26 protein-coding genes are annotated in these 26569 nt (G+C 74.2%); 21 read left to right on the top strand and 5 right to left on the bottom strand.

Annotated features, from left to right (window positions below):
• Nucleotides 1-25: 25 nt before the first annotated feature.
• Nucleotides 26-1171, bottom strand: coding sequence for a LacI family DNA-binding transcriptional regulator (locus tag CUT83_RS19905; RefSeq protein WP_240957897.1), 1146 nt, complete (start codon nt 1169-1171; stop codon nt 26-28).
• A 157-nt stretch (nt 1172-1328) separates the two neighbouring features.
• Between CUT83_RS19905 and CUT83_RS19900 the strand changes: the two genes are divergently transcribed.
• The 11 genes from CUT83_RS19900 (at nt 1329) to CUT83_RS19850 (ending at nt 13459) form a co-directional block, all read left to right on the top strand.
• Nucleotides 1329-2612, top strand: coding sequence for an MFS transporter (locus CUT83_RS19900; RefSeq protein ID WP_101257211.1), 1284 nt, complete (start codon nt 1329-1331; stop codon nt 2610-2612).
• A 9-nt stretch (nt 2613-2621) separates the two neighbouring features.
• Entirely contained in the window at nt 2622-3983 is a 1362-nt protein-coding gene (gene pafA / locus CUT83_RS19895) for a Pup--protein ligase (protein ID WP_093850885.1), read from the top strand.
• 191 nt (nt 3984-4174) lie between these two features.
• Nucleotides 4175-5185: an FKBP-type peptidyl-prolyl cis-trans isomerase gene (locus tag CUT83_RS19890; RefSeq protein WP_101257210.1), complete on the top strand. Its 1011-nt coding sequence runs from the start codon at nt 4175-4177 to the stop codon at nt 5183-5185.
• 79 nt (nt 5186-5264) lie between these two features.
• Entirely contained in the window at nt 5265-5636 is a 372-nt protein-coding gene (locus CUT83_RS19885) for an FKBP-type peptidyl-prolyl cis-trans isomerase (protein WP_101257209.1), read from the top strand.
• A gap of 114 nt (nt 5637-5750) precedes the next feature.
• Nucleotides 5751-6734: a helix-turn-helix transcriptional regulator gene (locus tag CUT83_RS19880; RefSeq protein ID WP_101257208.1), complete on the top strand. Its 984-nt coding sequence runs from the start codon at nt 5751-5753 to the stop codon at nt 6732-6734.
• Between the two features lie 91 nt (nt 6735-6825).
• A complete protein-coding gene (locus CUT83_RS19875) occupies nt 6826-7788 on the top strand; it encodes a helix-turn-helix transcriptional regulator (protein ID WP_101257207.1) in 963 nt (320 codons plus the stop codon).
• 58 nt (nt 7789-7846) lie between these two features.
• Complete coding sequence (locus CUT83_RS19870; RefSeq protein WP_093850880.1) at nt 7847-8044, top strand: hypothetical protein; 198 nt, start codon at nt 7847-7849, stop codon at nt 8042-8044.
• Between the two features lie 279 nt (nt 8045-8323).
• Nucleotides 8324-8617 carry a Sec-independent protein translocase subunit TatA gene (tatA, locus tag CUT83_RS19865; RefSeq protein ID WP_101257206.1) on the top strand — a complete coding sequence of 98 codons (294 nt, stop codon included), beginning with the start codon at nt 8324-8326 and terminating at the stop codon, nt 8615-8617.
• 136 nt (nt 8618-8753) lie between these two features.
• Nucleotides 8754-9662 carry a twin-arginine translocase subunit TatC gene (gene tatC / locus CUT83_RS19860; RefSeq protein WP_240957898.1) on the top strand — a complete coding sequence of 303 codons (909 nt, stop codon included), beginning with the start codon at nt 8754-8756 and terminating at the stop codon, nt 9660-9662.
• A gap of 17 nt (nt 9663-9679) precedes the next feature.
• Entirely contained in the window at nt 9680-10606 is a 927-nt protein-coding gene (locus CUT83_RS19855; RefSeq protein ID WP_101257204.1) for a diacylglycerol kinase, read from the top strand.
• 45 nt (nt 10607-10651) lie between these two features.
• Complete coding sequence (locus CUT83_RS19850; protein ID WP_101257203.1) at nt 10652-13459, top strand: DEAD/DEAH box helicase; 2808 nt, start codon at nt 10652-10654, stop codon at nt 13457-13459.
• Between the two features lie 43 nt (nt 13460-13502).
• On the opposite strand, the gene CUT83_RS19845 is transcribed toward CUT83_RS19850, so the two are convergent.
• Both CUT83_RS19845 and CUT83_RS19840 read right to left on the bottom strand, forming a co-directional pair.
• A complete protein-coding gene (locus tag CUT83_RS19845; protein ID WP_101257202.1) occupies nt 13503-14414 on the bottom strand; it encodes a siderophore-interacting protein in 912 nt (303 codons plus the stop codon).
• Between the two features lie 83 nt (nt 14415-14497).
• A complete protein-coding gene (locus CUT83_RS19840) occupies nt 14498-15433 on the bottom strand; it encodes a 5'-3' exonuclease (RefSeq protein ID WP_101257201.1) in 936 nt (311 codons plus the stop codon).
• Nucleotides 15434-15521: 88 nt separating this feature from the next.
• Between CUT83_RS19840 and CUT83_RS19835 the strand changes: the two genes are divergently transcribed.
• Nucleotides 15522-16355 (top strand): helical backbone metal receptor, encoded by an 834-nt coding sequence (locus CUT83_RS19835; RefSeq protein WP_101257200.1) that lies wholly within the window; start codon nt 15522-15524, stop codon nt 16353-16355.
• 148 nt (nt 16356-16503) lie between these two features.
• Nucleotides 16504-17475, top strand: a complete 972-nt coding sequence (locus CUT83_RS19830; protein WP_240957906.1) for a DUF2510 domain-containing protein — start codon at nt 16504-16506, stop codon at nt 17473-17475.
• A gap of 73 nt (nt 17476-17548) precedes the next feature.
• Here the strand turns inward: CUT83_RS19830 and CUT83_RS19825 are convergent, their stop codons facing one another.
• Nucleotides 17549-18763: an amino acid deaminase/aldolase gene (locus tag CUT83_RS19825; RefSeq protein ID WP_240957899.1), complete on the bottom strand. Its 1215-nt coding sequence runs from the start codon at nt 18761-18763 to the stop codon at nt 17549-17551.
• Nucleotides 18764-19151: 388 nt separating this feature from the next.
• On the opposite strand from CUT83_RS19825, the gene CUT83_RS19820 reads away from it, so the two are divergent.
• Genes CUT83_RS19820 through CUT83_RS19810 form a run of 3 tightly spaced genes read left to right on the top strand, consistent with a single transcriptional unit; the run spans nt 19152 to nt 21968 of the window.
• Nucleotides 19152-19949 (top strand): hypothetical protein, encoded by a 798-nt coding sequence (locus tag CUT83_RS19820; RefSeq protein ID WP_101257197.1) that lies wholly within the window; start codon nt 19152-19154, stop codon nt 19947-19949.
• Nucleotides 19946-21205 (top strand): type VII secretion-associated serine protease mycosin, encoded by a 1260-nt coding sequence (mycP, locus tag CUT83_RS19815; RefSeq protein WP_101257196.1) that lies wholly within the window; start codon nt 19946-19948, stop codon nt 21203-21205. The genes CUT83_RS19820 and mycP overlap by 4 nt, the downstream gene beginning before the upstream one ends.
• Nucleotides 21206-21227: 22 nt before the next feature.
• Nucleotides 21228-21968 carry an SseB family protein gene (locus CUT83_RS19810; protein WP_101257195.1) on the top strand — a complete coding sequence of 247 codons (741 nt, stop codon included), beginning with the start codon at nt 21228-21230 and terminating at the stop codon, nt 21966-21968.
• Nucleotides 21969-22068: 100 nt separating this feature from the next.
• Here CUT83_RS19810 and CUT83_RS19805 read toward each other — a convergent pair whose 3' ends face one another.
• Nucleotides 22069-22464 (bottom strand): DUF1844 domain-containing protein, encoded by a 396-nt coding sequence (locus tag CUT83_RS19805; RefSeq protein ID WP_173915112.1) that lies wholly within the window; start codon nt 22462-22464, stop codon nt 22069-22071.
• A 422-nt stretch (nt 22465-22886) separates the two neighbouring features.
• Between CUT83_RS19805 and infC the strand changes: the two genes are divergently transcribed.
• The 5 genes from infC (at nt 22887) to CUT83_RS19780 (ending at nt 26568) form a co-directional block, all read left to right on the top strand.
• Nucleotides 22887-23501 (top strand): translation initiation factor IF-3, encoded by a 615-nt coding sequence (gene infC / locus CUT83_RS19800; protein ID WP_093850869.1) that lies wholly within the window; start codon nt 22887-22889, stop codon nt 23499-23501.
• 135 nt (nt 23502-23636) lie between these two features.
• Nucleotides 23637-23831: a 50S ribosomal protein L35 gene (rpmI, locus tag CUT83_RS19795; protein ID WP_093850868.1), complete on the top strand. Its 195-nt coding sequence runs from the start codon at nt 23637-23639 to the stop codon at nt 23829-23831.
• A 137-nt stretch (nt 23832-23968) separates the two neighbouring features.
• Entirely contained in the window at nt 23969-24352 is a 384-nt protein-coding gene (gene rplT, locus CUT83_RS19790; RefSeq protein ID WP_093850867.1) for a 50S ribosomal protein L20, read from the top strand.
• Between the two features lie 158 nt (nt 24353-24510).
• Complete coding sequence (locus CUT83_RS19785; RefSeq protein ID WP_101257194.1) at nt 24511-25368, top strand: TrmH family RNA methyltransferase; 858 nt, start codon at nt 24511-24513, stop codon at nt 25366-25368.
• A gap of 39 nt (nt 25369-25407) precedes the next feature.
• Nucleotides 25408-26568 carry a sensor histidine kinase gene (locus CUT83_RS19780; protein ID WP_420882412.1) on the top strand — a complete coding sequence of 387 codons (1161 nt, stop codon included), beginning with the start codon at nt 25408-25410 and terminating at the stop codon, nt 26566-26568.
• Nucleotide 26569 lies beyond the last annotated feature (1 nt).

Here is a 26569-nt window from a genome sequence, read left to right as displayed (position 1 = left end):
GCCGTCCCGTGGGCCCCGGCGGCGCTCAGCGCCCGCCGGGGCCCACGGGCGTACCCGGGGGAGGGGCGGTGGAGCCCCGCACGGTCAGCCGCACCGGCAGGGTGGTCACCCGGGCGGGGGAGCCGGAGCCGCCGGTCTCCCGCGTCCGGCCGTCCGGCACGGCGCCTTCCGTCCGGCCGTCCGGCACGGCGCCTTCCGTCCGGCCGTCCAGCACGGCGCCTTCCGTCCGGCCGTCCAGCACGGCCAGCAGAGCCCGCATCCCGGCCGCCCCCGCCTCTTCGGCGGGCAGCCGCACCGTCGTCAGCTCCGGCTCGACCGCCCGGGCGAGCGTCAGATCGTCGAAGCCGGTCACCGAGACGTCCTGCGGCACCCGCAGCCCCAGCCGCCGTACCGCCTTGCACGCGCCCGCGGCGAGCACATCGTCGTCGCACACCAGCGCGGTCGGCCGGGGGGCCGCCGCCAGCGCCTGTGCGGCGGCACGCGTCCCGGCGGCCACGTCCAGGCCGGCCGTCCAGGTCGCCGGTGGCGGGCAGCCGGCCGCCTCCAGAGCCTCGGCCAGTGCCGCGGCCCGCACCTCGAAGGTCCAGGAGTCCACCGCCGCGGCGATGTGGGCCACCCGGCGGTGGCCCAGCTCCAGCAGGTGCCCCACCGTCTGCCGCATGCCGTCGGCGATGTCGAGGTTGACGGTGGCCGCCGCCTGGGTGTTCTCCGGCTCGCTGTCGAGCATCACCAGCGGCAGCTCGCCGCCGGAGCGCAGGGCGGCCAGCGCCTCGGAGGCCATCGAGGAGGCGATCACGCCGTCCAGGGCGGCGCCGGCGGAGTCGAAGGGGTCCCGGGCGGGCCCGACGCCCTCCGGAGAGGGGTAGAGCACCACCCCGAAGCCGTGCTCGGCGGCCACCCGCGCGGCGCCCGCGTGGAGCCGGGCGAAGAACTCGTTGGTGAGCGCCGGGACCACCAGCAGCGCGGTGCGGGTGCGCCCCAGCCGCAGACTGCGCGCGGCCAGATTCGGCCGGTAGCCCAGTTCCCGTGCCGCCTCCCGCACCGCCGTCGCCTTGCCCGGCGAGACCCGGCCGCGCCACTTGCCGCCCAGCACCAGGGAGACGGCCGCCTGCGAGACCCCGGCGGCGCGCGCCACATCCCGGCTCGTGGGCCGGGGTCGGTCGGTGGTCACTGGCCGGCTCCCGGAGTGGACGGACGGTACGGGTGGTACGGGCGGCGCCCGGTCCGCATGGACCCGGGAGCTGGTTCATGGTACGTATGACGGAGCAGGTTATACGTAACACTTCCACAGGCCGCCGGAGGACTCCGGGGAAGAGGAGCCGTGACCCATGGCGACGGGCTACGCCGAACTGCTGCGCGTCAGACACGCCGCGCGGCTGCTCACCGGCACCCTGCTCGGCCGACTGCCGAACGCCACCGCCGCCCTGGCGATCGTGCTGTTCGTCCGCGCGGAAGGCGGCAGCTACACCCTGGCGGGCGTGCTGTCGGCCGTCTACGGGCTGTCCAACGCCGTCGGCCAGCCGCTGCTGGGCCGCGCGGTGGACCTGTGGGGCCAGCCACCGGTGATGCTGCCCGCCGCGCTGCTCTCCGGCCTCGGCATGGCCGCCCTCGCCCTCGCAGGCGTCGAACCCCTGCCCGTCGCCTACACCGCGACGGCCGTCGCGGGCCTGTTCACCCCGCCCCTGGAAGGCGGCCTGCGCGCCCTGTGGCCGTCCGTCCTGAAGCACCCCGACCGGGTGCACGCCGCCTACGCGCTGGACGCGGTGGCCCAGGAGGTGATGTTCACCCTGGGGCCGCTGGCCGTCACGGTGCTGGTGGCCCTCTGGAGCGAGGCCGCGGCCCTGCTGGTGATCAACGCCCTGGGAGTGCTCGGCGCCCTGTCGGTGGTGCTCTCGCCGCCCTCCCGCCGCTGGCGCTCCGAACCGCGCGAGGCGCACTGGCTGGGGGCTCTGCGCTCCGGCGGCCTGCTCGCCCTGCTCGGCTCGTTCTTCTTCGTCGGCCTCGCCCTGGGGACGATCGCGGTGGCCGCGGTCGCCTACGCCGACGGCCACGGCGACGAGCTGATCTCCAGCTATCTGCTCTCGGCGCTGGGCGCCGGCGCCCTGGTCGGCGGCCTGGCCTACGGAGCCCGCACCTGGGCGGGAGCCCCCGAGACCCGGCTGCGTGTCCTGGTGGCCGCCCTGGCGGCCGGCTATCTGCCGCTGGCGCTGGCGCCCGGCCCCGTGGCGATGACCCTCCTGGCCGGGGTCGCGGGCCTCTTCCTGGCCCCCGCGCTGGCCTGCGCCTTCGTGGTGGTGGACCGGCACGCGCCGGTCGGCACGGTCACGGAGGCGTTCTCCTGGCTGGTGACGTCCTTCGGCGTCGGAGCCGCGGCGGGGACGGCCGTGGTGGGCCCGGTCATCGAACGGGGCGGGGCGCCGGCGGGCTTCCTCGTCGCCGGTGCGGGCGGCCTGGCCGCGCTGCTGGTCCTGCTGGCCACCCGGCGTGTTCTGGCGGCTCCCGCCCCGACCCCGCACCCGTCTCCCGCCCCGTCCTCCGGTGCCGTCGCCCGGATGGAAAGTGATCGGAACGGGGGCGCCGGAGCCGGTTTCAAAACCGGGCATCAGGCGTAAAGTTCATTCATGGACCGCCGAATCTTCGGGCTGGAGAACGAGTACGGCGTCACGTGTACGTTTCGGGGACAGCGGCGCCTGTCTCCTGACGAAGTGGCGCGGTACCTCTTCCGCCGTGTCGTGTCATGGGGCCGCAGCAGCAACGTCTTCCTCCGCAACGGCGCCCGCCTCTACCTGGACGTGGGATCGCATCCGGAGTACGCCACTCCGGAGTGCGACAACGTGACCGAGCTGGTCACCCACGACAAGGCGGGCGAGCGCATCCTCGAAGGACTCCTCGTCGACGCCGAGCGACGCCTCCACGAGGAGGGCATCGCGGGCGACGTCTACCTGTTCAAGAACAACACCGACTCGGCCGGCAACTCCTACGGCTGCCACGAGAACTACCTCGTGGCCCGGCACGGGGAGTTCTCGCGTCTGGCGGACGTCCTCATTCCGTTCCTGGTGACCAGGCAGCTCGTCTGCGGCGCGGGCAAGGTGCTCCAGACCCCGCGCGGCGCGGTCTACTGCGTCAGCCAGCGCGCCGAGCACATCTGGGAGGGCGTCAGCTCCGCCACCACCCGCTCCCGGCCGATCATCAACACCCGCGACGAGCCGCACGCCGACGCCGAGCGCTACCGCCGCCTCCACGTCATCGTCGGCGACTCCAACATGTCCGAGACGACCATGCTGCTCAAGGTCGGCGCCACCGACCTGGTGCTGCGCATGATCGAGGCCGGCACGGTCATGCGCGACCTCACCCTGGAGAACCCGATCCGGGCGATCCGCGAGGTCAGCCACGACATCACCGGCCGGCGCAAGGTCCGGCTGGCCAACGGGCGCGAGGCGTCCGCGCTGGAGGTGCAGCAGGAGTACTACGAGAAGGCCGCCGACTTCTGCGAGCGCCGGGGCATCCGCACGGGCGTGGTGGACCAGGTGCTGGAGCTGTGGGGCCGTACCCTGGAGGCGGTGCGCACCCAGGAGCTCGACAAGGTCAACACCGAGATCGACTGGGTGATGAAGTACCAGCTCATCGAGCGGTACCGGGCCAAGAACAACATCACCATGTCCCACCCCCGGATCGCCCAGATAGACCTCGCGTACCACGACATCCACCGCCGCCGGGGGCTGTACTACCTGCTGGAGCGGAAGGGGCAGGCCGCCCGGATCTGCAACGACGTGAAGATCTTCGAGGGCAAGTCCGTGCCGCCGCAGACCACCCGTGCCCGGCTGCGCGGCGACTTCATCCGCCGGGCCCAGGAGCAGCGCCGCGACTTCACGGTGGACTGGGTGCACCTGAAGCTGAACGACCAGGCCCAGCGCACGGTGCTGTGCAAGGACCCGTTCCGTTCGGTGGACGAGCGCGTGGAGAAGCTCATCTCCGGCATGTGAGCCCGGACGGCGGCGCGCCCGGGGCCGTGGCACACCGTCACGGCCCCGGGCGCGGACCCGGGCCCGGATCCGCACCCGGTCCGGGAACGAAATCGGCCCTTCCGTGAGTTGTGGGAGGTGGGCCGGGCGGCCCGTAGAGTGGCCGGCACGCCCGGAACGCCCGGACACCTCCTACACCACGAGTTGGACTGATGCTGCAATCTCGAGGGGGACGCCCCCCACACCCCCGCTCCCTGGCGAAGGTCGGCCGCCGCGTCGCCGCGGCCCTGGTCGTGCCCGCCATGCTGTTCACCGCGGCGTGCGGCTCCGACGGGTCCGAGGGCTCCTCCGAAGCCGCCACGAAGGTATCCGGCAAGATCGGCGAGGAGCCCAAGCTCACCGTCGCCGAGGACGCCGAGGCTCCCGACGAGGCCGCCGTGCGGACGGTCACCGAGGGCAAGGGCGACAAGCTCGCCGAGGGCGACTTCGTCCGCATCGACATCCTGATGACCAGCAACGGCCAGGAGCTGATCAACACCTGGAAGCAGCGGCCGGAAGGTGCCTCCGAGGGCGACGCCCACCGCCAGGAGGTCCTCCGTCTCGGTGAGGCACAGGGGCTTCCCGAGCCGGTCGCCCAGTCCCTGATCGGCGAGCGGGCCGGCAGCCGCGTCCTGATCGAGGGCACCGCCGAGGCGATCATGGGCGACTCGATCAACCCGCAGCTGGGGATCGACGGAGCCGACAGCATGGTCTGGGTGGTCGACGCCGTCGCCTCCGCCAGGACCGACGCCAAGGCCGAGGCAGAGGGTGAGCAGGCGGCCACCGACGAGGGCATGCCCGAGGTGAAGGCCAACGAGCAGAAGGCCGCCACCATCACCGTTCCCAAGGGCGAGAAGGCTCCCGAGAAGCTGAGGGAGCAGGTGCTGATCGAGGGCGACGGGCCCGAGGTGAAGGCCGGCGACGGCCTGATCGCCCAGTACACCGGGGTCAAGTGGGAGGACGGCGAGAAGTTCGACTCCTCCTGGGACCACGGCGGCGCCACCGCCTTCCAGATCGGCACCGGCAAGGTCGTCAAGGGCTGGGACGACGCCCTGGTCGGCAAGAAGGTCGGGGACCGCGTCCTGCTGGTCATCCCGCCGGACCTCGCCTACGCGAGCAACCCGCAGTCGGAGCTGGCCGAGAACACGCTGGTGTTCGTCGTGGACATCGTCGGCAAGGTCTGACGATCTTCCTCGGCGGCGGCCCGCCGGGTCTGCGAGACTGTCCCGGTTGACCGATGGAAACGTTCGTAGGAGCAACTTCGTGAGCATCGACAAGCCCGAGATCGACTTCCCGGGCGGCGAGCCCCCGGCCGACCTGGAGATCAAGGACATCTGGGAGGGCGACGGACCGGTCGCCAAGGCCGGCGACACCGTCTCCGTGCACTACGTGGGCGTCGCCTTCTCCACCGGCGAGGAGTTCGACGCCAGCTGGAACCGCGGCACCCCGCTGAGCTTCCAGCTCGGCGTCGGCCAGGTCATCTCCGGCTGGGACCAGGGCGTGCAGGGCATGAAGGTCGGCGGGCGCCGCCAGCTGATCATCCCGCCGCACATGGCGTACGGCGACCGCGGCGCCGGCGGCCGGATCAAGCCGGGCGAGACGCTCATCTTCGTCTGCGACCTGGTCTCCGTCTGAGGCCGCCGAAGCACCCGCCCGGGCCCCCGCCGTACGGCGGGGGCCCGGGCTTTGTACCGGGCACGCCCGGAGCGGTACGGTCGACGATCGGGACAAGTACGAGAGAGGGCGTCGATGGCCATTGCCAAGGCCGAGCGGCTGATGAATCTGGCGCTGTGCCTGCTGGGGACGCGGCGTCCGCTGACCAAGCGCGAGCTGCGGGCCTCGATCGAGGCGTACCTGGAGGTCGGCGGAGGTTCGGGCAGGGGCGGAGAAGACGCCTTCAACCGGATGTTCGAGCGCGACAAGGACGATCTGCGCGAGCTCGGCCTGGTGATCGAGACGGTGGAGAACCTGGAGGGCGAGATCGCCTACCAGGCCCGCCGCGACAGCAACCGCCTCCCGCCCGTCGCCCTGGACGCCGAGGAGGCCGCCGCCCTCACCCTGGCCGCCAAGGTCTGGCAGCAGGCCCGGCTGGCCGGGGCCGCCAGTGGCGCCCTGCAGAAGCTGCGCGCCGCCGGGATGCCGCTGGCCGACAGCGGTGCGGAGGACCCGTACGGCGGCCACAGCGCCCTGGAGCCGCGCATCCCCGTGCGCGAGGCCGCCTTCGAGCCGCTGATGCTCGCCTGCCGCGACCGGCGCCCGGTCACCTTCGCCTACCGCAAGTCCAACGCCGCCAGCCCCGGGACCCGGCATGTGGAGCCGTGGACGCTGGAGTGCTGGCGCGGCCACTGGTACCTGGCCGGCCACGACCGCGACCGGGGCGCGGAGCGGGTCTTCCGGCTCTCCCGCATCACCGGACCGGTCCGCTCCCGCGCCGGGGCCTACACCGCCGAGGTGCCCGACCACGTCACCGTCCGCGAGACCGTCGAGCGGTGGGCCGGGGAGATCGCCACCGCCACCGCCCGCATCCGGCTGCGGCAGGGCGCCGGCTACCCGCTGCGGGCCAGGGCCCTCCAGACGCGCGAGGCCGGGGACGGCTGGGACGAGCTGGAGATCCCCTACGGCCACGGGCTGGACGCCTGGCTGGTGGAGTTCGGGCCGGACGTGGTCGTGCTGGAGCCCGCCGAACTGCGGACCGACGTGGTGGACCGGCTGCGCGCCGTGGCCAAGGGATGACCGGCCCCGGCAGGGGGCCGTACAGGACCGACCGGCCCGGCACGGGGCCGTCAAGGGCTTGAGGGAACTCAGGGGAAGAGGCACCACCGACATGGCCACCAACGCCATCGACCAGACCCGCCGGATGCTGTCCCTGGTGACGTATCTGCGCGAGCGGCCCGGCGCCCGCGTCGAGGACGTCGCCCGCGCCTTCGGCATCACCACCGACGAGCTGATCTCCGACCTCCACGTCCTGCCGATGTGCGGCACCAGCTTCCGCGGCGGGGACCTGCTGGACATCGACACCGACGGCGAGCGCATCTGGTGGCACAACGCCGACGCGGTGGGCTCCAGCACCGGCGAGCCGCTGCGGCTGGCCGCCGACGAGGCCACCGCGCTGCTGGTGGCCGCGCGGGCCGTCGCCACCCTGCCGGGGCTGCGCGAGAGCGATCGCGAGGCCCTCCAGCGCGCCACCGCCAAGATCGAGGCGGCGGCGGGCGAGAGCGCCGGGGCCAGTTCCCGGCTGTCGGTCAGCTTCGAGTCCGAGGGCGGGGTCTTCGCGGACGTCGACCGGGCCATCGCCGAGCGCCGCAGGCTGTGGATCCGCTACTACTCGCCGACGCGCGACACGCTGACCGAGCGGGAGATCGACCCGATCCGGCTGTTCGCCGTCGGCCACACCTACGTCGAGGCCTGGTGCCGCCTGTCCGAGGCGCACCGCACCTTCCGGCTGGACCGGGTGGCCGAGATCAGGTTGCTGGACGAGCCCTCCGACCCGCCGCCGGTGGAGCTGCGCGACCTGTCGGAGGGGCTGGTCCAGCCCTCCGCCGAGGACCCGCAGGTGGTGATCGAGGTGGGTCCGGGCGGGCGCTGGGTGGCCGAGTACTACCCGCACGACAGCGCCGAGGAGCTGCCCGAGGGCGGTCTGCGCATCACCCTGCGCGCCCCCGACCCGGCCTCCCTGCGCCGCCTGGCCCTGCGGCTGGGCCGCGACGGCCGGATCGTCTCCCCGGGCGAGCTGGCCGACAGCGCCCGGGACGCGGCGCGGGCCGCGCTGGCGGCGTACGGCGACTGAGGTCCGGGCAGACCCGGGCCTGCCCGGACCGGACGGGACCGTCCACTACGCTCGCCCCATGCTCTGGCCCATGTTCTTCCTCACGCTCGCCTTCTGCGGAATCGCCGTGCTCGGCGTCCTCGCCGTCCGGGTGGGGCTGGAGGTACGGCGCTTCGCCCGGGCGGTCGGCGACGGCTGCGAGCATCTCGCCCGGGCGGCCGAGGACCTGGAGCGGGCCGCGACCCCCCTGGCCGCACGGGCGCGGATCGAGCGCTGAACGGGGCGCCGGCGGTGTGCCGACCGCATGCCGACTGCCCGACGGTGTGCCCCCGGGGCACCGCCGGGCGTCGCCCCCTCCATGTCCGGACGCCGGGGCGGTACCCTTCAAGACGGTGTGGACGTGGTGTCCGTGACCGGCACCGGGATGACGCGGAGGCATTGCCCCGCGTTCACCCCCCGGGGTTACGATCGCTGCCAGCGCACCAGTACGAGGAAGCCCGTCCGAATCAGTAGGGCAGGCACGGACACCGCCGCCCCGGCGAGAAGGTAGTGGCACATGATCGGCAACCTCAGGCCCATGGAGATCGTACTGATCCTCCTCGTCGTCCTGCTGCTGTTCGGCGCCAAGAAGCTCCCCGACATGGCCCGGTCCCTCGGCAAGTCGGCCCGCATCCTCAAGAGCGAGGCCAAGGCCATGAAGAAGGAGAACGAGGCCGCCCAGCAGGACACCTCCGCCCAGCAGGACGCCTCGGCGCAGCAGACCGCGCCCAGGACGATCCAGGCCGCGCCCGGCGACGTCACCAGCTCCCGTCCGGTGAACGAGCCCGGCCAGCAGACCACCAAGAACTGACCCGGACCCAGGCCCGGCGACGGGCCCGGTGCCGTCCGAGCCAAGACACCCGGCACACCGCCACTGACACCGAGGACGTGGGTTGCTCAAGTCCGCCCGCAGACAGGGGAAGCCGCAGAGGGATCCCGAGGGGCGCATGCCGCTCGCGGAGCACCTGCGGGAGCTGCGCAACCGCCTGATGAAGTCGGTGCTGGCCATCCTGGCCGTCACCGTCGTCGGGCTGGTGTACTACAAGCAGATCGCCGACTTCCTCACCGAGCCGCTCCGCGACGCCGTCGGCTGCACCGCGGGCTTCGGCCGGGCCGCGGAGAAGGGCGAGGCCTGTGCCGAGATCACCATCAGCGGTGTGATCGCGCCCTTCACCCTCATGCTCAAGGTGGGGCTCACCACCGGCATGGTGCTGGCCTGCCCGGTCTGGCTCTACCAGCTGTGGGCCTTCCTCGCACCCGGTCTGCACAGCCACGAGAAGAAGTACGCCCGCTCCTTCGTCGCGGCCGGCGTGCCGCTCTTCCTCGGCGGCGCCTACCTCGCCTACATCGTCCTGCCGACGATGGCCGCCACCCTGATCGAGTTCACCCCCGAGGGCACCGGCAACCTCGTACCCCTGGACGAACTCCTCGACATCATCACGCGGATGGTGATCGTCTTCGGGCTGGCCTTCGAGCTGCCCCTGGTGCTGGTGATGCTGAACTTCGGCGGCATCGTCACCGGCCGCAGGCTGCTGGGCTGGTGGCGGGTCATGGTCATCTCCATCACCCTCTTCGCGGCCGTCGCCACCCCCAGCGGCGACCCGCTGACCATGGGCGCCCTGGCAGCGCCGATCGTTCTGCTGTACTTCGGAGCCGTCGGCATCGCCCTGTTCAACGACCGCCGCCGCAGCCGCAAGGACCCCTATGCCGGGCTGAGCGACGACGAGGCGTCCCCGCTCGACCACGCCCCGGAGAAGGTCGGCGCGATCGAGTCCGTCGACGGCCCCTCCGCCCTGCCCGAGGGCTCGCCCGAAGACGGTCCGACCAGGCGCAACGGTTACGACGACGCCACCTGAGCCGGTATGGTCCGCGCGTGACCGGTGAGATCACCCTGTTCGTCAACCCCACCGCGGGCGGTGGCCGCGGTGCGGGAGCCGCCCAGCCCGCCGCACGCGCCCTGCGCGCGGCGGGCTTCCCGGTGCGCACGGTCGTCGGCACGGACGCCGACGACGCGCTCACCCGGGCACGCCGGGCCGTGCGCGGCGGCACCGGCGCGCTGATCGCCGTCGGCGGGGACGGGATGACCTCCCTCGCCCTCCAGGCGGTGGCCGGCACCGACACCCCGCTGGGCGTGGTCGCCGTCGGCACCGGCAACGACATCGCCCGTTCCCTGGGCCTGCCCGTGCGCGACCCGGCCGGGGCGGGACGGGTGATCGCGCGGGCGCTCGGGGAGGGGCGGAGCCGGAGCATCGACCTCGGCCGGGTCGGCGGACGCTGGTACGGCAGCGTGCTGGCCTCCGGCTTCGACTCCCGCGTCAACGACCGGGCCAACCGCATGCGGTGGCCCGCCGGACGTCTGCGCTACGACGCGGCGATACTCGCCGAACTGGCCGGGCTGCGGACGGTCCCGTACCGCATCGCACTCGACGACGGCCCGCCGCTGGAGACCGACGCGACACTGGTCGCGGTCGGCAACGGCCCCTCCTACGGCGGAGGCATGAGAATCTGCGCGGACGCCCGCCTCGACGACGGCCTGCTGGACGTCACGGTGGTGGGGGAGTGCGACCGCACCACCCTGCTGCGGGTCTTCCCGCGCGTCTACCGCGGCACCCACCTCGCCCACCCCGCGGTCACCGTGCACCGGGCGGCGAAGGTGACCCTGGAGGCCGCCACGCCCGGGGAGAAGGTGACCGGCTACGCCGACGGCGAGCCGCTGGGACCTCTGCCGCTCACGGTCGAGGCGGTCCCCGCGGCGGTGCGGGTACTCGTCCCGGAGCCCGCGGGGCCCGCCGGGCCGTAAAGACCGGGTGCTGTGTCGGTGGCGGCCGGTAGGCTCGTAAGTACGATGACCGAGGACATGTCCCCAGCAGAGCGTTACGCCGCCGCCCGGGTCCGCGCCGCCGAGCAGGCCACCGCTCTGGCTCCCTTCCGCGAGATGTACGACTTCGAGCTGGATCCGTTCCAGATCGAGGCGTGCAGGGCACTGGAGGCCGGTAAGGGCGTGCTGGTCGCCGCGCCCACCGGATCCGGCAAGACGATCGTGGGCGAGTTCGCCGTCCACCTGGCCCTCACCCGGGGCCGCAAGTGCTTCTACACCACGCCCATCAAGGCGCTGTCCAACCAGAAGTACAACGACCTGGTCAAACGCCACGGCGCGCGGAACGTCGGCCTGCTGACGGGCGACAACAGCATCAACTCCGGCGCGCCGGTGATCGTGATGACCACCGAGGTCCTGCGGAACATGCTCTACGCCGGCTCGCAGGCGCTGGCGGGCCTGGGCTACGTGGTGATGGACGAGGTGCACTACCTCTCCGACCGGTTCCGCGGCGCGGTCTGGGAGGAGGTCATCATCCACCTCCCCGACTCGGTGACGCTGGTGTCGCTGTCGGCCACCGTCTCCAACGCCGAGGAGTTCGGCGACTGGCTGGACACCGTCCGCGGCGACACCGAGGTGATCGTCTCCGAACACCGGCCCGTGCCGCTGTGGCAGCACGTGCTGGCCGGGCGGCGGATGTACGACCTGTTCGAGGAGAAGAACGGCCGCCGCGAGGTCAACCCGGACCTGCTCCGCATGGCCCAGATGGAGAACAGCCGCCTGCCCTCCGCCCGCGAGAGGCGCCGCGGCAAACCGGTGCGGGAGGCCGACCGGGAGCGCGAGCGGCGCCAGCGCAACCGGGTCTGGACGCCCGGCCGCCCCGAGGTGATCGACCGGCTCGACTCCCAGGGGCTGCTTCCGGCGATCACCTTCATCTTCAGCCGTGCCGGCTGCGAGGCGGCCGTACAGCAGTGCCTGTACGCCGGGCTGCGGCTGAACGATGCCGGGGAACGGGCGCGGGTGCGCGAGCTGGTGGAGGAGCGCACCGCATCCATCCCCGACGAGGACCTGCACGTGCTGGGCTACTTCGAGTGGCTGGAGGGCCTGGAGCGGGGCATCGCCGCGCACCACGCGGGCATGCTGCCGACCTTCAAGGAGGTCGTGGAGGAGCTGTTCGTCCGCGGCCTGGTCAAGGCCGTCTTCGCCACCGAGACCCTCGCCCTGGGCATCAACATGCCCGCCCGGTCGGTGGTGCTGGAGAAGCTGGTCAAGTGGAACGGCGAGCAGCACGTCGACATCACCCCCGGCGAGTACACCCAGCTCACCGGACGCGCGGGACGGCGCGGCATCGATATCGAGGGCCACGCGGTGGTGCTGTGGCAGCGCGGCATGGACCCGGGCGCGCTGGCCGGGCTCGCCGGCACCCGCACCTATCCGCTGCGCTCCTCCTTCCGCCCGTCGTACAACATGGCGGTCAACCTGGTCTCGCAGTTCGGGCGGCACCGCTCGCGCGAACTGCTGGAGACATCCTTCGCGCAGTTCCAGGCCGATCGCGCGGTCGTCGGCATCTCCCGGAAGGTGCAGCGCAACGAGGAGGGCCTGGAGGGCTACCGCGAGGCGATGACCTGCCATCTGGGGGACTTCGAGGAGTACGCGCGGCTGCGGCGCGAGCTGAAGGACCGTGAGACCGAACTGGCCCGGCAGGGCGCCCTCCAGCGGCGCGCGGCGGCGGCCGACTCGCTGGAGAAGCTGCGGCCGGGCGATGTGATCCACGTGCCCACCGGCAAGTTCGCCGGCCTGGCGCTCGTACTGGACCCGGGCGTTCCGGCCGGGCGCAGCCACGGCCACCGCGGCTGGGACCACCACGACGGCCCCCGCCCGCTGGTGCTGACCGCCGCCCGGCAGGTCAAGCGGCTGGCCTCGATGGACTTCCCCGTGCCCGTCGAGCCGCTGGAGCGGATGCGGATCCCCAAGTCGTTCAACCCGCGCAGCCCGCAGTCCCGCAGGGACCTGGCCTCCGCGCTGCGTACCAGGGCCGGCCACCACGAGCCGGGGCGCACCCGCCGCAGGCAGCGCTCGGAGGCCGCCGACGACGCCGAGATCGCACGGCTGCGCAAGGCCCTCCGCGCCCACCCCTGCCACGGCTGTGACGAGCGCGAGGCGCACGCGCGCTGGGCCGAGCGCTACCACCGCCTCAAGCGCGACACCCGGCAGCTGGAGCGCCGCATCGAGGGCCGCACCAACACCATCGCCCGCACCTTCGACCGCGTCTACGCGCTCCTGTCCGACCTGGGCTATCTGCGCGGCGACGAGGTGACCGAGGACGGCAGGCGGCTGGCCCGGCTCTACGGCGAGCTGGACCTGCTGGCGAGCGAGTGCCTGCGCGAGGGCGTCTGGGAGGGGCTGTCCCCGACCGAACTGGCCGCCTGCGCCTCGGCCCTGGTGTACGAGGCGCGCTCGGCCGACGACGCCCTCCAGCCGGTGCTGCCCGGGGGGAAGGCCAAGGACGCGATGGGCGAGATGGTCCGCATCTGGGGCCGGCTGGACGCGCTGGAGGAGGAACACCGGATCAACCAGTCCGAGGGCGTGGGCCAGCGCGAGCCCGACCTCGGCTTCGCCTGGGCCGCCTACCGCTGGGCGGAGGGCGACAGCCTGGACTCGGTGCTGAGGGAGGCCGAGATGCCCGCCGGCGACTTCGTGCGCTGGTGCAAGCAACTGGTCGACGTACTCGGCCAGATCGCCGCGGCGGCGCCCGAGGGCGGCACGGTGGCGCGCAACGCCCGCAGGGCGTCCGAGAAGGTGGTGCGCGGCGTGGTGGCGTACACCTCCGTCGGCTGACGGAGGTGTACGCGCCGGGGCCGGGGCACGGCTCCCCGTGCGGTCAGCGTGTGCGCGCGCCCTCCTCCGCCCGGGCCCCCGCCCCGGCCGCTCCGGCGGGGGAAGCGGGGGCGCCGGGTGCTTCCTCCTGCTCCGCCTCCACCCGCGCGTTCCACTCCCGCTTCGACTCCTGCCAGCCGTCCTCGTCATGGCCCAGGCGCCAGTAGCCGGAGACCGACAGCCGCTCGCGCGGCACACCCCGCTCGGTGCGCAGATGGCGGCGCAACTCCCTCACCCAGCCCGCCTCGCCGTGGACGAACGCCTGCACGTCGCCGGGCGGGAAGTCCAGCGCGCGCACCGCCTCGACCAGACGGGCGCCGACCCGCCCGGTGCCGCGGTGCAGCCAGCGCAGTCCGGCGTTCGGCGGCAGGGCGAGGTCCTGCTCCTCCTCCGGGCCCGCGACCTCGACGAAGGCGTGTACCGGAGCCCCGCCGGGGACCGACTCCAGCGACGCCGCGACGGCGGGCAGCGCGCTCTCGTCGGCCACCAGCAGGTGCCAGTCGGCCTCGGGGGAGGGACGGTAGCCGCCGCCGGGGCCGAGGAAGAGGACCTCCTCGCCCGGCTCGGCGCGCGCCGCCCAGGGCCCGGCCAGCCCCTCGTCGCCGTGGACGACGAAGTCCACGGTCAGCTCGCGCGCCTGCGCGTCCCAGGCGCGCACGGTGTAGGTGCGGGTGACGGGCCACTGGTCGCGCGGCAGACGGGCGCGGATGTCGGCGAGGTCGAAGGGCTCGGGGTAGCGCACGCCCTTGGCCGGGAACAGCAGCTTGACGTAGTGGTCGGTGTACGCGCCGGCCGGGAAGCCGGCCAGGGACTCGCCGCCGAGCACCACACGGACCATGCCGGGCGACAGGCGCCGGGTGCGCACCACCCGGGCCCGGTTCAGGCGGGGTGTGCGACGGGTCGGTCGGTCTGCCACGGCACTCTCCTCATGGGGTTAGGTATACCTAACCTTACGAGATGTGCGCCGGGCCGTCACGGCCGTCCGGGCCATGAGGGACCTCAGCCCGCCAGGGCGTCCAGCAGCCGCCGCAGCGAGCCGCCCAGCCCCCACCGCCCGGCCAGCTCCTCCAGCTCCTGGGCGTGCAGCGGCTCGGACGGAAGCGCCGGGTCGAACTCCGGCAGCGCCACGTCCCCGGCCACCCGCACCACCTTCGGCGCCACGGCCAGATACTCCCGCGCCGCCTCCAGCTTCCGCCGCTGCGCCGGGGTCAGCCCGGAGGCGGGATCGCCGACGGCGGCCAGGATCCCGGCCAGATCGCCGTACGACTGAAGCAGCCGGGCCGCGGTCTTCTCACCGACGCCGGCCACGCCCGGCAGCCCGTCGCTCGGGTCGCCGCGCAGCAGGGCCAGGTCCGCGTACGCCGCCCCGCTCGCCACCCCGTACTTCTCCCGCAGGGCCGCCTCGTCGACGACCACGGGGTCGCCCATGCCCTTGACGGGGTAGAGCACCCGCACCCCGCGCGCGTCGTCGACGAGCTGGAACAGGTCGCGGTCGCCGGTGACGACGTCCACCGGGCCGCCGGCCCGGCGGACGAGGGTGCCGATGACGTCGTCGGCCTCGTAGCCGTCCGCGCCGACCCGGGCGATGCCGACCGCGTCCAGCACCTCCTCGATCACCGGGATCTGGGGGGAGAGGGTGTCGGGCGTCTCTTCCTCCGGCTTCGCCGGGGAGGCACCCACCACGTCCGGGCCCCGGCCGGACTCCTCCGCCACCCGGTGCGCCTTGTAGGACGGGATCAGCTCGACCCGCCAGTGCGGCCGCCAGTCGTTGTCCATACAGGCGACCAGATCGCCGGGGCGATGGTCGCGCACCAGGCGGGCGATGAAGTCCAGCAGCCCGCGCACCGCGTTGACCGGGGTGCCGTCGGGCGCCCTGACCGACTCGGGAACCCCGAAGTAGGCGCGGTAGTAGAGGGATGCGGTATCGAGGAGCATCAGGCGTCGCGTGGTCACGCACCGATCATGCCGCACCGGTCCGACAGCCGGGCCCTCCCCGCGGCGGGGCCGGGCCTAGGCTGACCGCATGGCGACCGCACGACGACACCAGCCCCCCTCGCCCCGGGCCCGGAGCCGGACCCGGCCCCAAAGCCGTGGCACCGTCCGCCGCGTCGTCTCGCTGGTGCCGTCGCTGACCGAGGCGGTCGCCGCCACCGGCCCGGAACTGCTGGTCGGGGCCACCGACTGGTGCAGCCATCCGCCCGGCCTGGACGTGGCGCGGGTGCGGGGCACCAAGAATCCCGACCTGGAGCGGATCGCGGCCCTCCGCCCCGACCTGGTCGTCGCCAACGAGGAGGAGAACCGCCCCGCCGACCTCGCCGCGCTGCGCGGCGCGGGCATCGAGGTACTGGTCACCGAGATCCGCACGCTCCCGCAGGCGTTCGCCGAACTGGACCGGGTGCTCACCACCGGATGCGGACTGCCCCGGCCCGCCTGGCTGGACGAGGCCGAGGACGCCTGGGGCGCGCTGCGGCCCGCGGTCGAGGCCACCGCCGTGGTGCCGGTCTGGCGGCGGCCGTGGATGGTGCTGGGGCGGGACACCTTCGCGGGCGACCTCCTGGCCCGCCTCGGGGTGCGCAACGCCTACGCCGGCCACGCCGAGCGCTATCCGCGCACCGGGATCGGGGAGCTGAACGAGCCGGGCCGGGCCGATCTCGTGGTGCTGCCCGACGAGCCGTACCGCTTCACCGCCGACGACGGCCCCGAGGCGTTCCCCAACCTGCCCGCGGCCCTCGTCAGCGGACGGCATCTGACCTGGTACGGGCCCTCGCTGACCGAGGCGCCGGCCGTGCTCGGCGCGGCGCTGGCCGCCGCACCGTCCGGCCCGCCGACCGACCGCCCGGCCGATCCGCCGTCCTGACCGGCGCGCGCCGCCGCGGCTCCCGGCCCGCCGGCGCCGGACTCCCGGCGGACCGCGGCATGCCGGGGCGTACCCCGCACCGTCGCGGCCGATGGGGGCGCACCGGTCCTCCCGGGCGCCGGTTGCCGCTACTGTGCTCGCCGTGAGCATGATGACACCGCCCGGCTGGTACGCGGACCCCGGGCACACGGGCCCCGGCCCGGCGCCGGAGCGCTGGTGGGACGGTTCGGCCTGGACCGGACACACCCGGACCGCAGGCTCCGGCGCACCCGAGGTCCACAACGTGTACGGCGCCCAGGACACGCACACCCCGTACGGACAGCCGGCCGCCCTCCCACGGGAACCGGAGGCGGGGCCGTCGCGCGGGCCGCTGGTGGCCGCCGTCGTAGCCGCCGCGGTCGTGGTGAGCGCGCTCCTGGCGGGGGGACTGCTCCTGCTCGGCGGCTCCGGCGGCTCCGGCGGCTCCGGCGGCTCCGACGACCGGCGGGCGCGGCCGGGCGCCACCGCCGGCGAGGACGGGAAGCCGAGCGGAGCGCCCTCCGGCGGGCCGGAGGAGGACGAGCCGGACAGAGACCCCGGGGGCGAGGAGGACGACGGAACCCCCGGCACCGCGGTCGACCGGGTCAACGGCGTCAGCGTCCCCGTCCCCGAGGGCTGGAACGAGTCGGAGACCGACAGCGGGATCTGGCTGTCCTCCGGCTCCTACCCCTGTCCCGGGGACGCCTCCCTCACCTGCGTCCGCGCCGGGGTCTCCCTGCGGGCCTCCGGCGACCCCGCCGGTGCGGGCCCGCGGGCGATGGCCGAGGCGGACATCGCCCGTCACGCCGAGGAGTCCTACGACACCAGGGGCTACGGCGGAATCGAGGAGCACGAGGTGGTCTCCTTTGGCGAGGTCACCGTGGCGGGGCAGAAGGGCCACCGGGTGCGCTGGCGGATCGCCAACGAGCTGGAACCCGACGCGTACGTGGAGTCCGTCGTCTTCCCCGCGCCCGACGGCAGCGGCCGGATGCTGGTGATGCGGCTGGGCTTCGACATCCACGCCGACGCCCCGGACCCCGGCGAGATGGACCGGATCGTGGCCGGCGTCCGCGCCGCCGGCGGCCCCGGCATGGAGGTCTGAGACCCGCCCCGGCCCCCGGCCCGCCCCGCACGGGGGCAGGCCGGGGGCCGGGAAGCCCGGGGGCCGGGGAGGCTCAGAGGAAGGTGCGGCCCTCGCCGCGGTAGGTCGGCACCGTCGCCGCCACCCGGTCGTCCTCGATCAGGTGCAGTGCCGCGAAGCGCTCGCACAGTTCCCCGGCCTTGGCGTGCCGGAACCACACCTTGTCGCCGATCAGCAGGTCGTCGGCGGGCGGCCCCAGCAGCGGCGTCTGCACCTCGCCCGGCCCCTCCGCCGGGTCGTAGCGCAGCCCGGCCGGCAGATACGGCACCGGCAGCCGGTCCCGGCCCGCCGCGCCGGAGGCCGGATAGCCGCCGCCGAGCACCGTCACCACGCCCACTCCGGGGCGCCGCACCACCGGCTGCGCGAACAGCGCCGCGGGACGGCCGGAGAACGAGGTGTAGTGGTCGAACAGGCGGGGCATCAGCAGCCCCGAACCCGCGGCGATCTCGGTGACCGCCTCCTCGGCGGCGGTGTGCTGCACGCTCCCGGTCCCGCCGCCGTTGACGAACTCCAGGTCCGGCGCCACCGCCCGCACCGCGCGTACCGCCGCCGCGCGCCGCCGGACCAGCTCGCGCCGCGCGGCCGACTGCATCAGCCGTACCGCCCGTGCGCGCAGCGGGCGGCCGGGCGGGGCGTCGCCCACGCCCGCGATGTGCCCCTCGTACGCCATCAGGCCCACCAGCCGGAAGCCGGGCCGGCGCGCCACCGACCGGGCCAGCTCGGCCAGTTGGGCGGGGGAGTGCAGCGGCGAGCGCCGCGCGCCGATCCGCACCCGGCCCCCCAGCAGCCACAGCGAGGCGTCCAGTTCCAGGCAGACCCGTATCTCCTCGCGTCCGCCGCCGCGGGCCGCGTCGATCAGGGCGAGCTGCGCGGGGTCGTCGACCATCACCGTCACGGCCGCGGCCAGCTTCGGGTCGGAGGCCAGCTCGGCGTAACCGGCCCGGTCCGCCGACGGATAGGCGAGCAGGACGTCGTCGAACCCGCAGCGGGCCAGCCACAGCGACTCGGCGAGCGTGAAGCTCATGACCCCGGCGAACCCGTCCCGCGCCAGCACGCGCTCCAGCAGGGCGCGGCAGCGTACGGACTTGCTGGCCACGCGGACGGGCTTGCCGCCGGCGCGGCGTACCAGACCGGCGGCGTTGGCGTCGAACGCCGCCAGATCGACGACGGCGAGCGGTGCGTCGAGATGGGCGGTGGCCCGGTCGTAGCGGGCCCGGTCGGCTGCGGGATCAGCGGTCGCGTCGAACACCCCGGCAGCTTGCCAGAGTCCACCGTGCCCGCGACAGACCCGGTGGCGGCGGCTCGGCCCCGCACACGGGACCGGAACCCCGCGCGGAGGCCGGGACTCGGGTTGCCGCCACCGTGCCGGATCCCCGTAGAGTGACGCGCACATCACCGTCGGCCGCTGGTCAGCGGTGTGATGTCCCGATACCGACCGGCCTGCCCCGAAAGGGATTCGACGGGGCGGCACAGAACACGAGGGGGTGCCGGTGAGCACTGAGGCCGACCCGGTCCGGGCTCCGCTCCCACCCGTCGTACCACCGCGGCCCGCCGTGCCGCCGAGAGCTCCTCGGGTCGCGGCCGCCGCGCCCCCGATAGCGACGGGGCCGCCGCCACCGCGGTTCACCGGCCCCCTGGTGTACCCGGACGCACCGGTCGCCGCCCCGGGGCCGGGGCGGCGCGTGCGCGGGCCGGGCCGCACCGCCGCGGCGGCCGTCTGCCTCGTCCTGGGCTTCGGGCTGCTGGGCGGGGCCGCCGCCGGGGTCTGGCTCACCGGCGACTCCGGCGAACACCCCGCGGCCGACTACGCCGAGACGCGCTCGCTGTGGCGCGAGATACCCGTCGACACGCTCTTCCCCCGCACCCTGCGCGGCAGAGGCGCCGGACCGGGCCGCGCCGACCGGCGCTGGACCCGGGTGGCGGTCGCCCCCGACGCCGGCTGCCGCGACGCCTTCGACCCTCCGCTGGCCGGGATCCTCGCGCCGGCCGGCTGCGAGCGGCTGCTGCGCGCCACGTACACGGACGAGACCGGCAGCGGCGTCACCACGGTCGGGCTGCTGTTCACCGAGTCCGACGAGAAGGGCATGCGCGCACTGCGCGAGCGGTTCGACGAGGAGAACCTGGAACTGCGCGCCGATCTGATGCCCCGTCCGTACGCGGCGCGCGGCACCGCCGCGGCCCGCTTCGGCGACTCCCAGCGCGCGAGCTGGACGGTCCGGCCGCTCATCGACGCCCCCGTGGTGGTCTACACCGTCTCCGGCTTCGCCGACGGCCGCACCGTCGGCGACCCGCAGCCGGCCTCCGAGGCGGTCCTGGAGGACCAGACCACCGCACCCGCCCAGGCGGGCCTCGGCCACGACGCCCGCGGTATCGCCGACCGCATCGAGCGCGGCCTGCGCCGCATCGTCGCCCAGGGAACCGGACAGGACCGATGAACACGACGGGCCTCCCCGCCACCGCGAACCCCCCGCACGCCCGCAGTTCCCGCCTTTTCCGCCGTGCCGCCGGGCCGCTCTCCGCGCTGTCGGCGTTCGTGGTGCTCTGCGCCTGCCTCCTGCTGACCGCGCCCGCCGCGCACGCCGACGAGGTGCGCGACCGGCAGTGGGGCCTGGACGCGGTGGGCGCGCGCGACGCCTGGAGCACCACCAGGGGGCAGGGCATCACCGTCGCCGTGCTCGACACGGGGGTCGACGCCGGCCACCCCGACCTGCGCGGCCGGGTGCTGAAGGGCAGGGACCTCATCGGCTTCGGGGCCCGCCGGGGCGACGAGCACTGGGCCCGCCACGGCACCGCGATGGCCGGGATCATCGCCGGACGCGGCCATGGCCCCGGCGACTCGCAAGGAGTCCTCGGAGTCGCCCCCGAGGCGCGGATCCTGCCCGTGCGCGTCCTGCTGGAGGACGGCGACCCGCAGCGGAAGAAGGCCCGCGAGGAGCGCGGCGAGGCGCTGGCCGAGGGCATCCGCTGGGCCGCCGACCAGGGCGCCGACGTCATCAACCTCTCCCTGGGCGACGACAGCGCCTCCGCTCACCCCGACCCGTCCGAGGACGCCGCCGTCCGCTACGCGCTGGGCAAGGGCTCGGTGGTGGTCGCCTCCGCCGGCAACGGAGGGGAGAGGGGCGACCGGGCCTCCTATCCGGCCGCCTACCCCGGCGTGATCGCCGTGACCGCGGTGGACCGCACGGGCCGGCGCGCCCCCTTCTCCACGCGCCGCTGGTACGCGACCGTCAGCGCCCCCGGCGACGACGTGATCATCACCTATCCCGACCGCAAGTACTACGAGGGATGGGGGACCAGTGCCGCGGCCGCCTTCGTCTCCGGCTGCGTGGCACTGGTGCGGGCCGCCCACCCCGATCTCAGTCCGGCGCAGATCAAGGAGCTGATCGCGCAGACCGCCCGGAACACCCCGCCCGGCGGGCGCAGCGACGACCTGGGCAGCGGAATCGTCGACCCGGCCGCCGCCATCGAGCTGGGCGCGAAGATCGAGCCGCGGCGGCAGCAGCCGGTGGCCGAGGCCTATCCGAAGGAGTACTTCGGCGCCGGTCCGGCCGCCGAGCGCGGGTACGGCGGCAGGCTGGCGCCCGCCGCCGCGGTCGCCGGCCTGCTGCTGGTGCTCTGCGCCGTACTGCTGTACCGGGGCGGCCGGCCGGCGAAGCGGAGCGGGGAGCGGGCCGGGGGGCGGACCGTCTGATCCGGGCGGATACCCTCGAGACGTGGCGCTCAAGAACATCCCCGATCCCGGCTTCTCCGGCGACGACGGCTCGGCCGACCCCGCACTCGCCCGGGCGCTGGCCGCCTGGGCACAGGACCGCACCGCCGAGCCGGAGGTGCTGGCCGCCCTGGCCAGGGCCCGGCTGCTGGTGCCCGTGGTCGCGGTCCTCGGCGAGGTGGAGACCGGCGAGGACGGTCTGCGCCGGGAGAAGACCAGCGACATGGCGGTGCCCACGCTCAACGCGCCGGGCGGGCGGAAGGCCCTGCCGGCCTTCACCTCCACCGACAGTCTGGCCCGCTGGCGCCCTCAGGCCCGTCCGGTCGCCGTCCCCCTGCGCCAAGCCCTCCAGGCCCTCGCCCAGGAGGGCGCCGACACCCTCGTGCTGGATCTCGCCGGGCCGGTGACCTACCAGCTCACCGGCCCCGCGCTGCTGGCCCTCGCCGAGGGCCGCGCGGAGACCGCCGATCCGCTGGAGGACCCGGCCGTCACCGAGGCACTGCGCACGGTGCTGGCCGCCGAACCCGCGGTGAGCGCCGCCCGGCTGGGGCCCGGCCGCGGCACCGACGGCGTGCTGGCCCTGCGCCTGGACCCGGCCGCGCCGCCGCGCGAGACCGCCGGGCGGGTGGCCGCCGCGCTCGCGGCGGACGAGACGCTCCGCGCGCGCCTGGTGCGCGGTCTGAATCTGGCCCTGCTGCCGCCGGAGGGAGCCCTGCCGGGGCGCCCGCTGTACGACCGCGACTGAGCGGCCGCGGCCGAACGTCCGTGCCGGACGGGACCGTTCGTGACGGACAGGACGGACGGGGCGGACGGGACGGCCGCCGGGAGCCCGGGGCCTGCGGCCCTCAGCCGATGACCGGGCCGGTGAACTTCTCGCCCGGCCCCTGACCCGGCTCGTCCGGCACCGCCGACGCCTCGCGGAAGGCGAGCTGGAGCGACTTCAGCCCGTCGCGCAGCGGAGCGGCGTGGTAGGAACCGATCTCGGTGGCGGCGGCGGTCACCAGCCCGGCCAGCGCCTGGATCAGCTTGCGGGCCTCGTCCAGGTCCTTGTGGTCCTCGCCGCCCTCGGCCAGGCCGAGGTTGACCGCGGCCGAACTCATCAGATGGACCGCGACCGTGGTGATCACCTCGACCGCGGGCACGTCCGCGATGTCGCGGGTCATCGTCTCGAAGTCGGCTGCCCCTCCGGCCCCTCCGGCCGCGCCGGGGGAGGGGGTGGGGGTGCCGCTGTCGTCGCTCATCGTTCTCCGCTTCCTGCTGGTCGGGTGCGCTCCAGCCTAGGCTCCGCCCGTCGCGCGCGCGTGCGGCGGGCGGGGAGGAAGTTCCCCGCGACCCTGCTATGCTGGGAAATCGACCGGCCGGACCATGCTCCCGCTGTGACCACCCGGGTGGATCATCCAGATGATGCACCCGAGCGATCCGCGCAGAGCGCGCTCCGGCCCGCAAGTGGAGGCTCCGAAGCTCCCACCCGATCGACCTCCGGGTCGGCGGGTCACAGGTCAGGCTGCGCCCCGCGGTGTATCGCGGCGGTGCTCCCGGTCAATGAGGAGCCCCGCCTGCGTCCCGTCCGGGGCGTTTTCGCGTTCCGGTTCGGTGGTCGTACCGAACGCAACCGTGCGCGGCTGTCCGCCAGGCATCCGCGTGGCGCAACCGAGGAGGCCCCATCAGCGCCGAGCCCCGCATCAACGACCGGATTCGCGTCCCCGAGGTGCGACTCGTCGGTCCCAGTGGCGAGCAGGTCGGCATCGTGCCGCTTGCCAAGGCCCTGGAGCTTGCCCAGGAGTACGACCTCGACCTGGTCGAGGTCGCGGCGAACGCCCGTCCGCCGGTGTGCAAGCTCATGGACTACGGAAAGTTCAAGTACGAGTCGGCCATGAAGGCCCGTGAGGCGCGCAAGAACCAGGCGCACACGGTCATCAAGGAGATGAAGCTCCGGCCGAAGATCGATCCGCACGACTACGACACCAAGAAGGGTCACGTCGTCCGGTTCCTCAAGCAGGGGGACAAGGTCAAGATCACGATCATGTTCCGCGGTCGTGAGCAGTCCCGTCCCGAGCTGGGCTACCGGCTGCTCCAGCGCCTCGCGGACGACGTCCAGGACCTGGGCTTCGTCGAGTCGAACCCCAAGCAGGACGGCCGGAACATGATCATGGTCCTCGGTCCGCACAAGAAGAAGACCGAGGCGATGGCCGAAGCCCGTGAGGCGCAGGCCGCCCGCAAGGCGGAGCGCCAGCAGCAGGGGAACGAAGCCCCTGCCGAGGAGCGCGCCGAGGCATGATCCGGCGGCCGCGGAGCCGGCCGCCGGATCGCACGGGCCCTTCCCGGGCCCGGACAGCAACCGAACAGCTGACGCTGCCGCACGCCGGCCCACGGCCGGCTCCGGCGGCGCCACCGACGAGGAGAGAACGGCGACATGCCGAAGAACAAGACGCACAGTGGTGCGAGCAAGCGCTTCAAGATCACCGGCTCCGGCAAGGTGATGCGCCAGCGCGCCGGCCGCCGCCACCTTCTCGAGCACAAGCCGTCCACGCTGACGCGCCGCCTTGCCGGCAAGACCGAGATGGCTCCGGCCGACGCCAAGAAGATCAAGAAGCTTCTCGGCAAGTGAGCCCGCCGCCCGCCGGCCCCCCCGACCGGCCGGGCGCAGGACACCGGACACCGGGACCCCATCGAACCTTCGGGCCGACGGCGCCGTAGCACGGCAGCCGGACCACCACACCGGCCCCGCGACAAGGAGTAATTCACGTGGCACGCGTCAAGCGGGCGGTCAACGCCCACAAGAAGCGCCGGGCGATCCTCGAGCAGGCCAGCGGTTACCGCGGCCAGCGCTCCCGCCTCTACCGCAAGGCGAAGGAGCAGGTCACCCACTCCCTGGTCTACAACTACAACGACCGCAAGCGCCGCAAGGGCGACTTCCGGCAGCTGTGGATCCAGCGGATCAACGCCGGCGCCCGCGCCAACGGCATGACCTACAACCGCTTCATCCAGGGGCTGAAGGCCGCCGAGATCGAGGTGGACCGCAAGATCCTGGCCGACCTCGCGGTCAACGACCCGAACGCGTTCGCCGCGCTGGTCGAGGTGGCCAAGAAGGCGCTGCCGAGCGACGTCAACGCACCCAAGGCCGCCTGACGACGGCACGGGACGCCACCGGACCCGCGGGCCATCGAGCCCGCGGGTCCGGTCGTTTGCCCCGGCCGGCCCGCCCGGCCGGTCGGCCGTCCAGTCCCTCCGCCCGCCGAGAAGCCCCGAGAAGCCCCGAGAAACCCGAGAAGCGAGAACGCCGCGCCATGGCCGCCGCCCCGGAACTGACCTCCCCGCGCTCCCCGCGCGTCACCGCCGCCCGGCGGCTGGCCCGCCGCAACACCCGCGGCAAGGAGCGCCGCTTCCTCGCCGAGGGACCCCAGGCCGTGCGCGAGGCGGTCGGCCACCGCAGCGGCGGCGAGCCCACGCTCACCGAGCTGTTCACCACCCCCGAGGCCGCCGAGCGGCACGCCGGCGTCGTCGCCGCCGCCCGCGCCGCCGGGGCCCGCATCCGCACCGCCACCGACGAGGTGATCGCGGAGCTGTCGCAGACCGTCACCCCGCAGGGACTGGTCGGAGTCTGCCGCTTCCTCGACCTGCCCTTCGACCGGGTGCTGGCCGCCCGCCCGAAGCTGGTGGCCGTCCTCGCCAATGTGCGCGACCCCGGGAACGCCGGGACGGTGCTGCGCTGCGCGGACGCGGCCGGCGCCGACGCGGTGGTGCTCACCGACGCCTCGGTGGATCTGTACAACCCCAAGTCGGTGCGGGCCTCGGTCGGCAGCCTCTTCCACCTCCCCGTCGCGGTCGGGGTTCCCGTCGAGCGGGCCGTGGCCGGGCTGCGCGAGGCGGGTGTGCGGGTGCTGGCCGCCGACGGCGCGGGCGAGCACGACCTGGACACCGAACTGGACGAGGGCCGCATGGGCGGCCCCACCGCCTGGGTCTTCGGCAACGAGGCATGGGGGCTGCCCGAGGAGACCCGCGCGCTGGCCGACGAGGTGGTGCGCGTCCCCATCCACGGACGCGCGGAGAGCCTGAACCTCGCGACCGCCGCCGCGGTGTGCCTCTACGCCTCGGCCCGTGCGCAGCGCGCACCCGGAGGGTGCCGCAGCGTGACTCCGGGCTAGTAGGGTGGCGGCCCCGGGGACCGAAGGGGGTGAACGGGAGTGGACGTGAGGACGTCCGGCGGGCAGGACGGTGTGCCGCCCGAGGCGCCCGGCGCGCCCCGTACACCCCGCGGCCTTCCCGCGCGGCGGGAGCCGCCGCGGCCCGACGGCGCGGGGGTGCTCCCCGACGACCTGCCCGACGGGCTGGTCGTCGCCGACGCCCGCGGCCGGGTCGTCTGCTTCAACGCCGCCGCCGCCCGCATCACCGCGCTGCCGCGCGAGGACGCGCTGGGCCGCCCCGTCGAGCAGGTCCTGCCCCTGGAGGACCTGAAGGGGCGGCGCTGGTGGAAGGTCACCGACCCCTACGGGGGCCTGGCCATCCGCACCGGCCAGCCCGAACGCAACCTCTTACTCCCCGGAGGCCGGGAGGTCCTGGTCTCCGCCCGGTACGTCCGGGCCCGTCCCGCCGGCCCCGTGCAGCGCCTGGTGGTCACCCTGCGCGGCACCGAGGCCCGGCGGCGCACCGAGCGCAGCGACGCCGAGCTGATCGCCACCGTCGCCCACGAACTGCGCTCGCCCCTGACCTCGGTGAAGGGCTTCACCGCGACGCTGCTGGCCAAGTGGGAGAGGTTCACCGACGACCAGAAGCGGCTGATGCTGGAGACGGTGGACGCCGACGCCGACCGCGTCACCCGGCTCATCACCGAACTGCTGGACATCTCGCGCATCGACTCCGGGCGGCTGGAGATCCACCGCCAGCCCGTCGACATGGCCGCCGCCGTGGAGCGGCACGTCCACGCCCACATCGCCGCGGGCCGCCCCGAGGAGCGCTTCGCCCGCAGGATCGTCACTCCGCTCCCGCCGCTGTGGGCGGACCCCGACAAGATCGACCAGGTGCTCGGCAACCTGCTGGAAAACGCCGTGCGCCACGGCGAGGGAACGGTCACCATAGAGGTGGCACCGGCACGGACGAAGACGGGCGACGAAGGAACGGCGGTCACGGTGAGCGACGAGGGCCCCGGCATCCCCGAGGAGTCGATGAGCCGCGTCTTCACCCGCTTCTGGCGCGGCAGCAAGCGCGGCGGCACCGGCCTGGGCCTGTACATCGTCAAGGGCATCGTCGAGGCCCACGGCGGGATGATCACGGTCGGCCGCTCGTCCGCGGGCGGCGCCGAGTTCCGATTCACCCTGCCCGCGGGCGTCCCGGCCTTCATGGCCTGAG

It is taken from the genome of Streptomyces barkulensis (assembly GCF_002843305.1).
GTDB classification, from domain to species: domain Bacteria; phylum Actinomycetota; class Actinomycetes; order Streptomycetales; family Streptomycetaceae; genus Streptomyces; species Streptomyces barkulensis.
Note: the sequence above shows the minus strand (reverse complement) of the source record. Positions and strands in the feature narration are given on the sequence as shown.

Bases quoted from the DNA above. Each gene is read 5' to 3' on its own strand.
- CUT83_RS19900 (WP_101257211.1), top strand. From the start codon at position 1,329: ATGGCGACGGGCTACGCCGAACTGCTGCGCGTCAGACACGCCGCGCGG.
- CUT83_RS19835 (WP_101257200.1), top strand. From the start codon at position 15,522: ATGGCGACCGCACGACGACACCAGCCCCCCTCGCCCCGGGCCCGGAGC.
- CUT83_RS19785 (WP_101257194.1), top strand. From the start codon at position 24,511: ATGGCCGCCGCCCCGGAACTGACCTCCCCGCGCTCCCCGCGCGTCACC.
- CUT83_RS19875 (WP_101257207.1), top strand. From the start codon at position 6,826: ATGGCCACCAACGCCATCGACCAGACCCGCCGGATGCTGTCCCTGGTG.
- CUT83_RS19890 (WP_101257210.1), top strand. From the start codon at position 4,175: ATGCTGCAATCTCGAGGGGGACGCCCCCCACACCCCCGCTCCCTGGCG.
- rpmI (WP_093850868.1), top strand. From the start codon at position 23,637: ATGCCGAAGAACAAGACGCACAGTGGTGCGAGCAAGCGCTTCAAGATC.
- pafA (WP_093850885.1), top strand. From the start codon at position 2,622: ATGGACCGCCGAATCTTCGGGCTGGAGAACGAGTACGGCGTCACGTGT.
- tatA (WP_101257206.1), top strand. From the start codon at position 8,324: ATGATCGGCAACCTCAGGCCCATGGAGATCGTACTGATCCTCCTCGTC.
- CUT83_RS19870 (WP_093850880.1), top strand. From the start codon at position 7,847: ATGCTCTGGCCCATGTTCTTCCTCACGCTCGCCTTCTGCGGAATCGCC.
- CUT83_RS19880 (WP_101257208.1), top strand. From the start codon at position 5,751: ATGGCCATTGCCAAGGCCGAGCGGCTGATGAATCTGGCGCTGTGCCTG.
- CUT83_RS19805 (WP_173915112.1), bottom strand. From the start codon at position 22,464: ATGAGCGACGACAGCGGCACCCCCACCCCCTCCCCCGGCGCGGCCGGA.
- CUT83_RS19830 (WP_240957906.1), top strand. From the start codon at position 16,504: ATGATGACACCGCCCGGCTGGTACGCGGACCCCGGGCACACGGGCCCC.
- tatC (WP_240957898.1), top strand. From the start codon at position 8,754: ATGCCGCTCGCGGAGCACCTGCGGGAGCTGCGCAACCGCCTGATGAAG.
- CUT83_RS19850 (WP_101257203.1), top strand. From the start codon at position 10,652: ATGACCGAGGACATGTCCCCAGCAGAGCGTTACGCCGCCGCCCGGGTC.
- mycP (WP_101257196.1), top strand. From the start codon at position 19,946: ATGAACACGACGGGCCTCCCCGCCACCGCGAACCCCCCGCACGCCCGC.
- CUT83_RS19840 (WP_101257201.1), bottom strand. From the start codon at position 15,433: ATGCTCCTCGATACCGCATCCCTCTACTACCGCGCCTACTTCGGGGTT.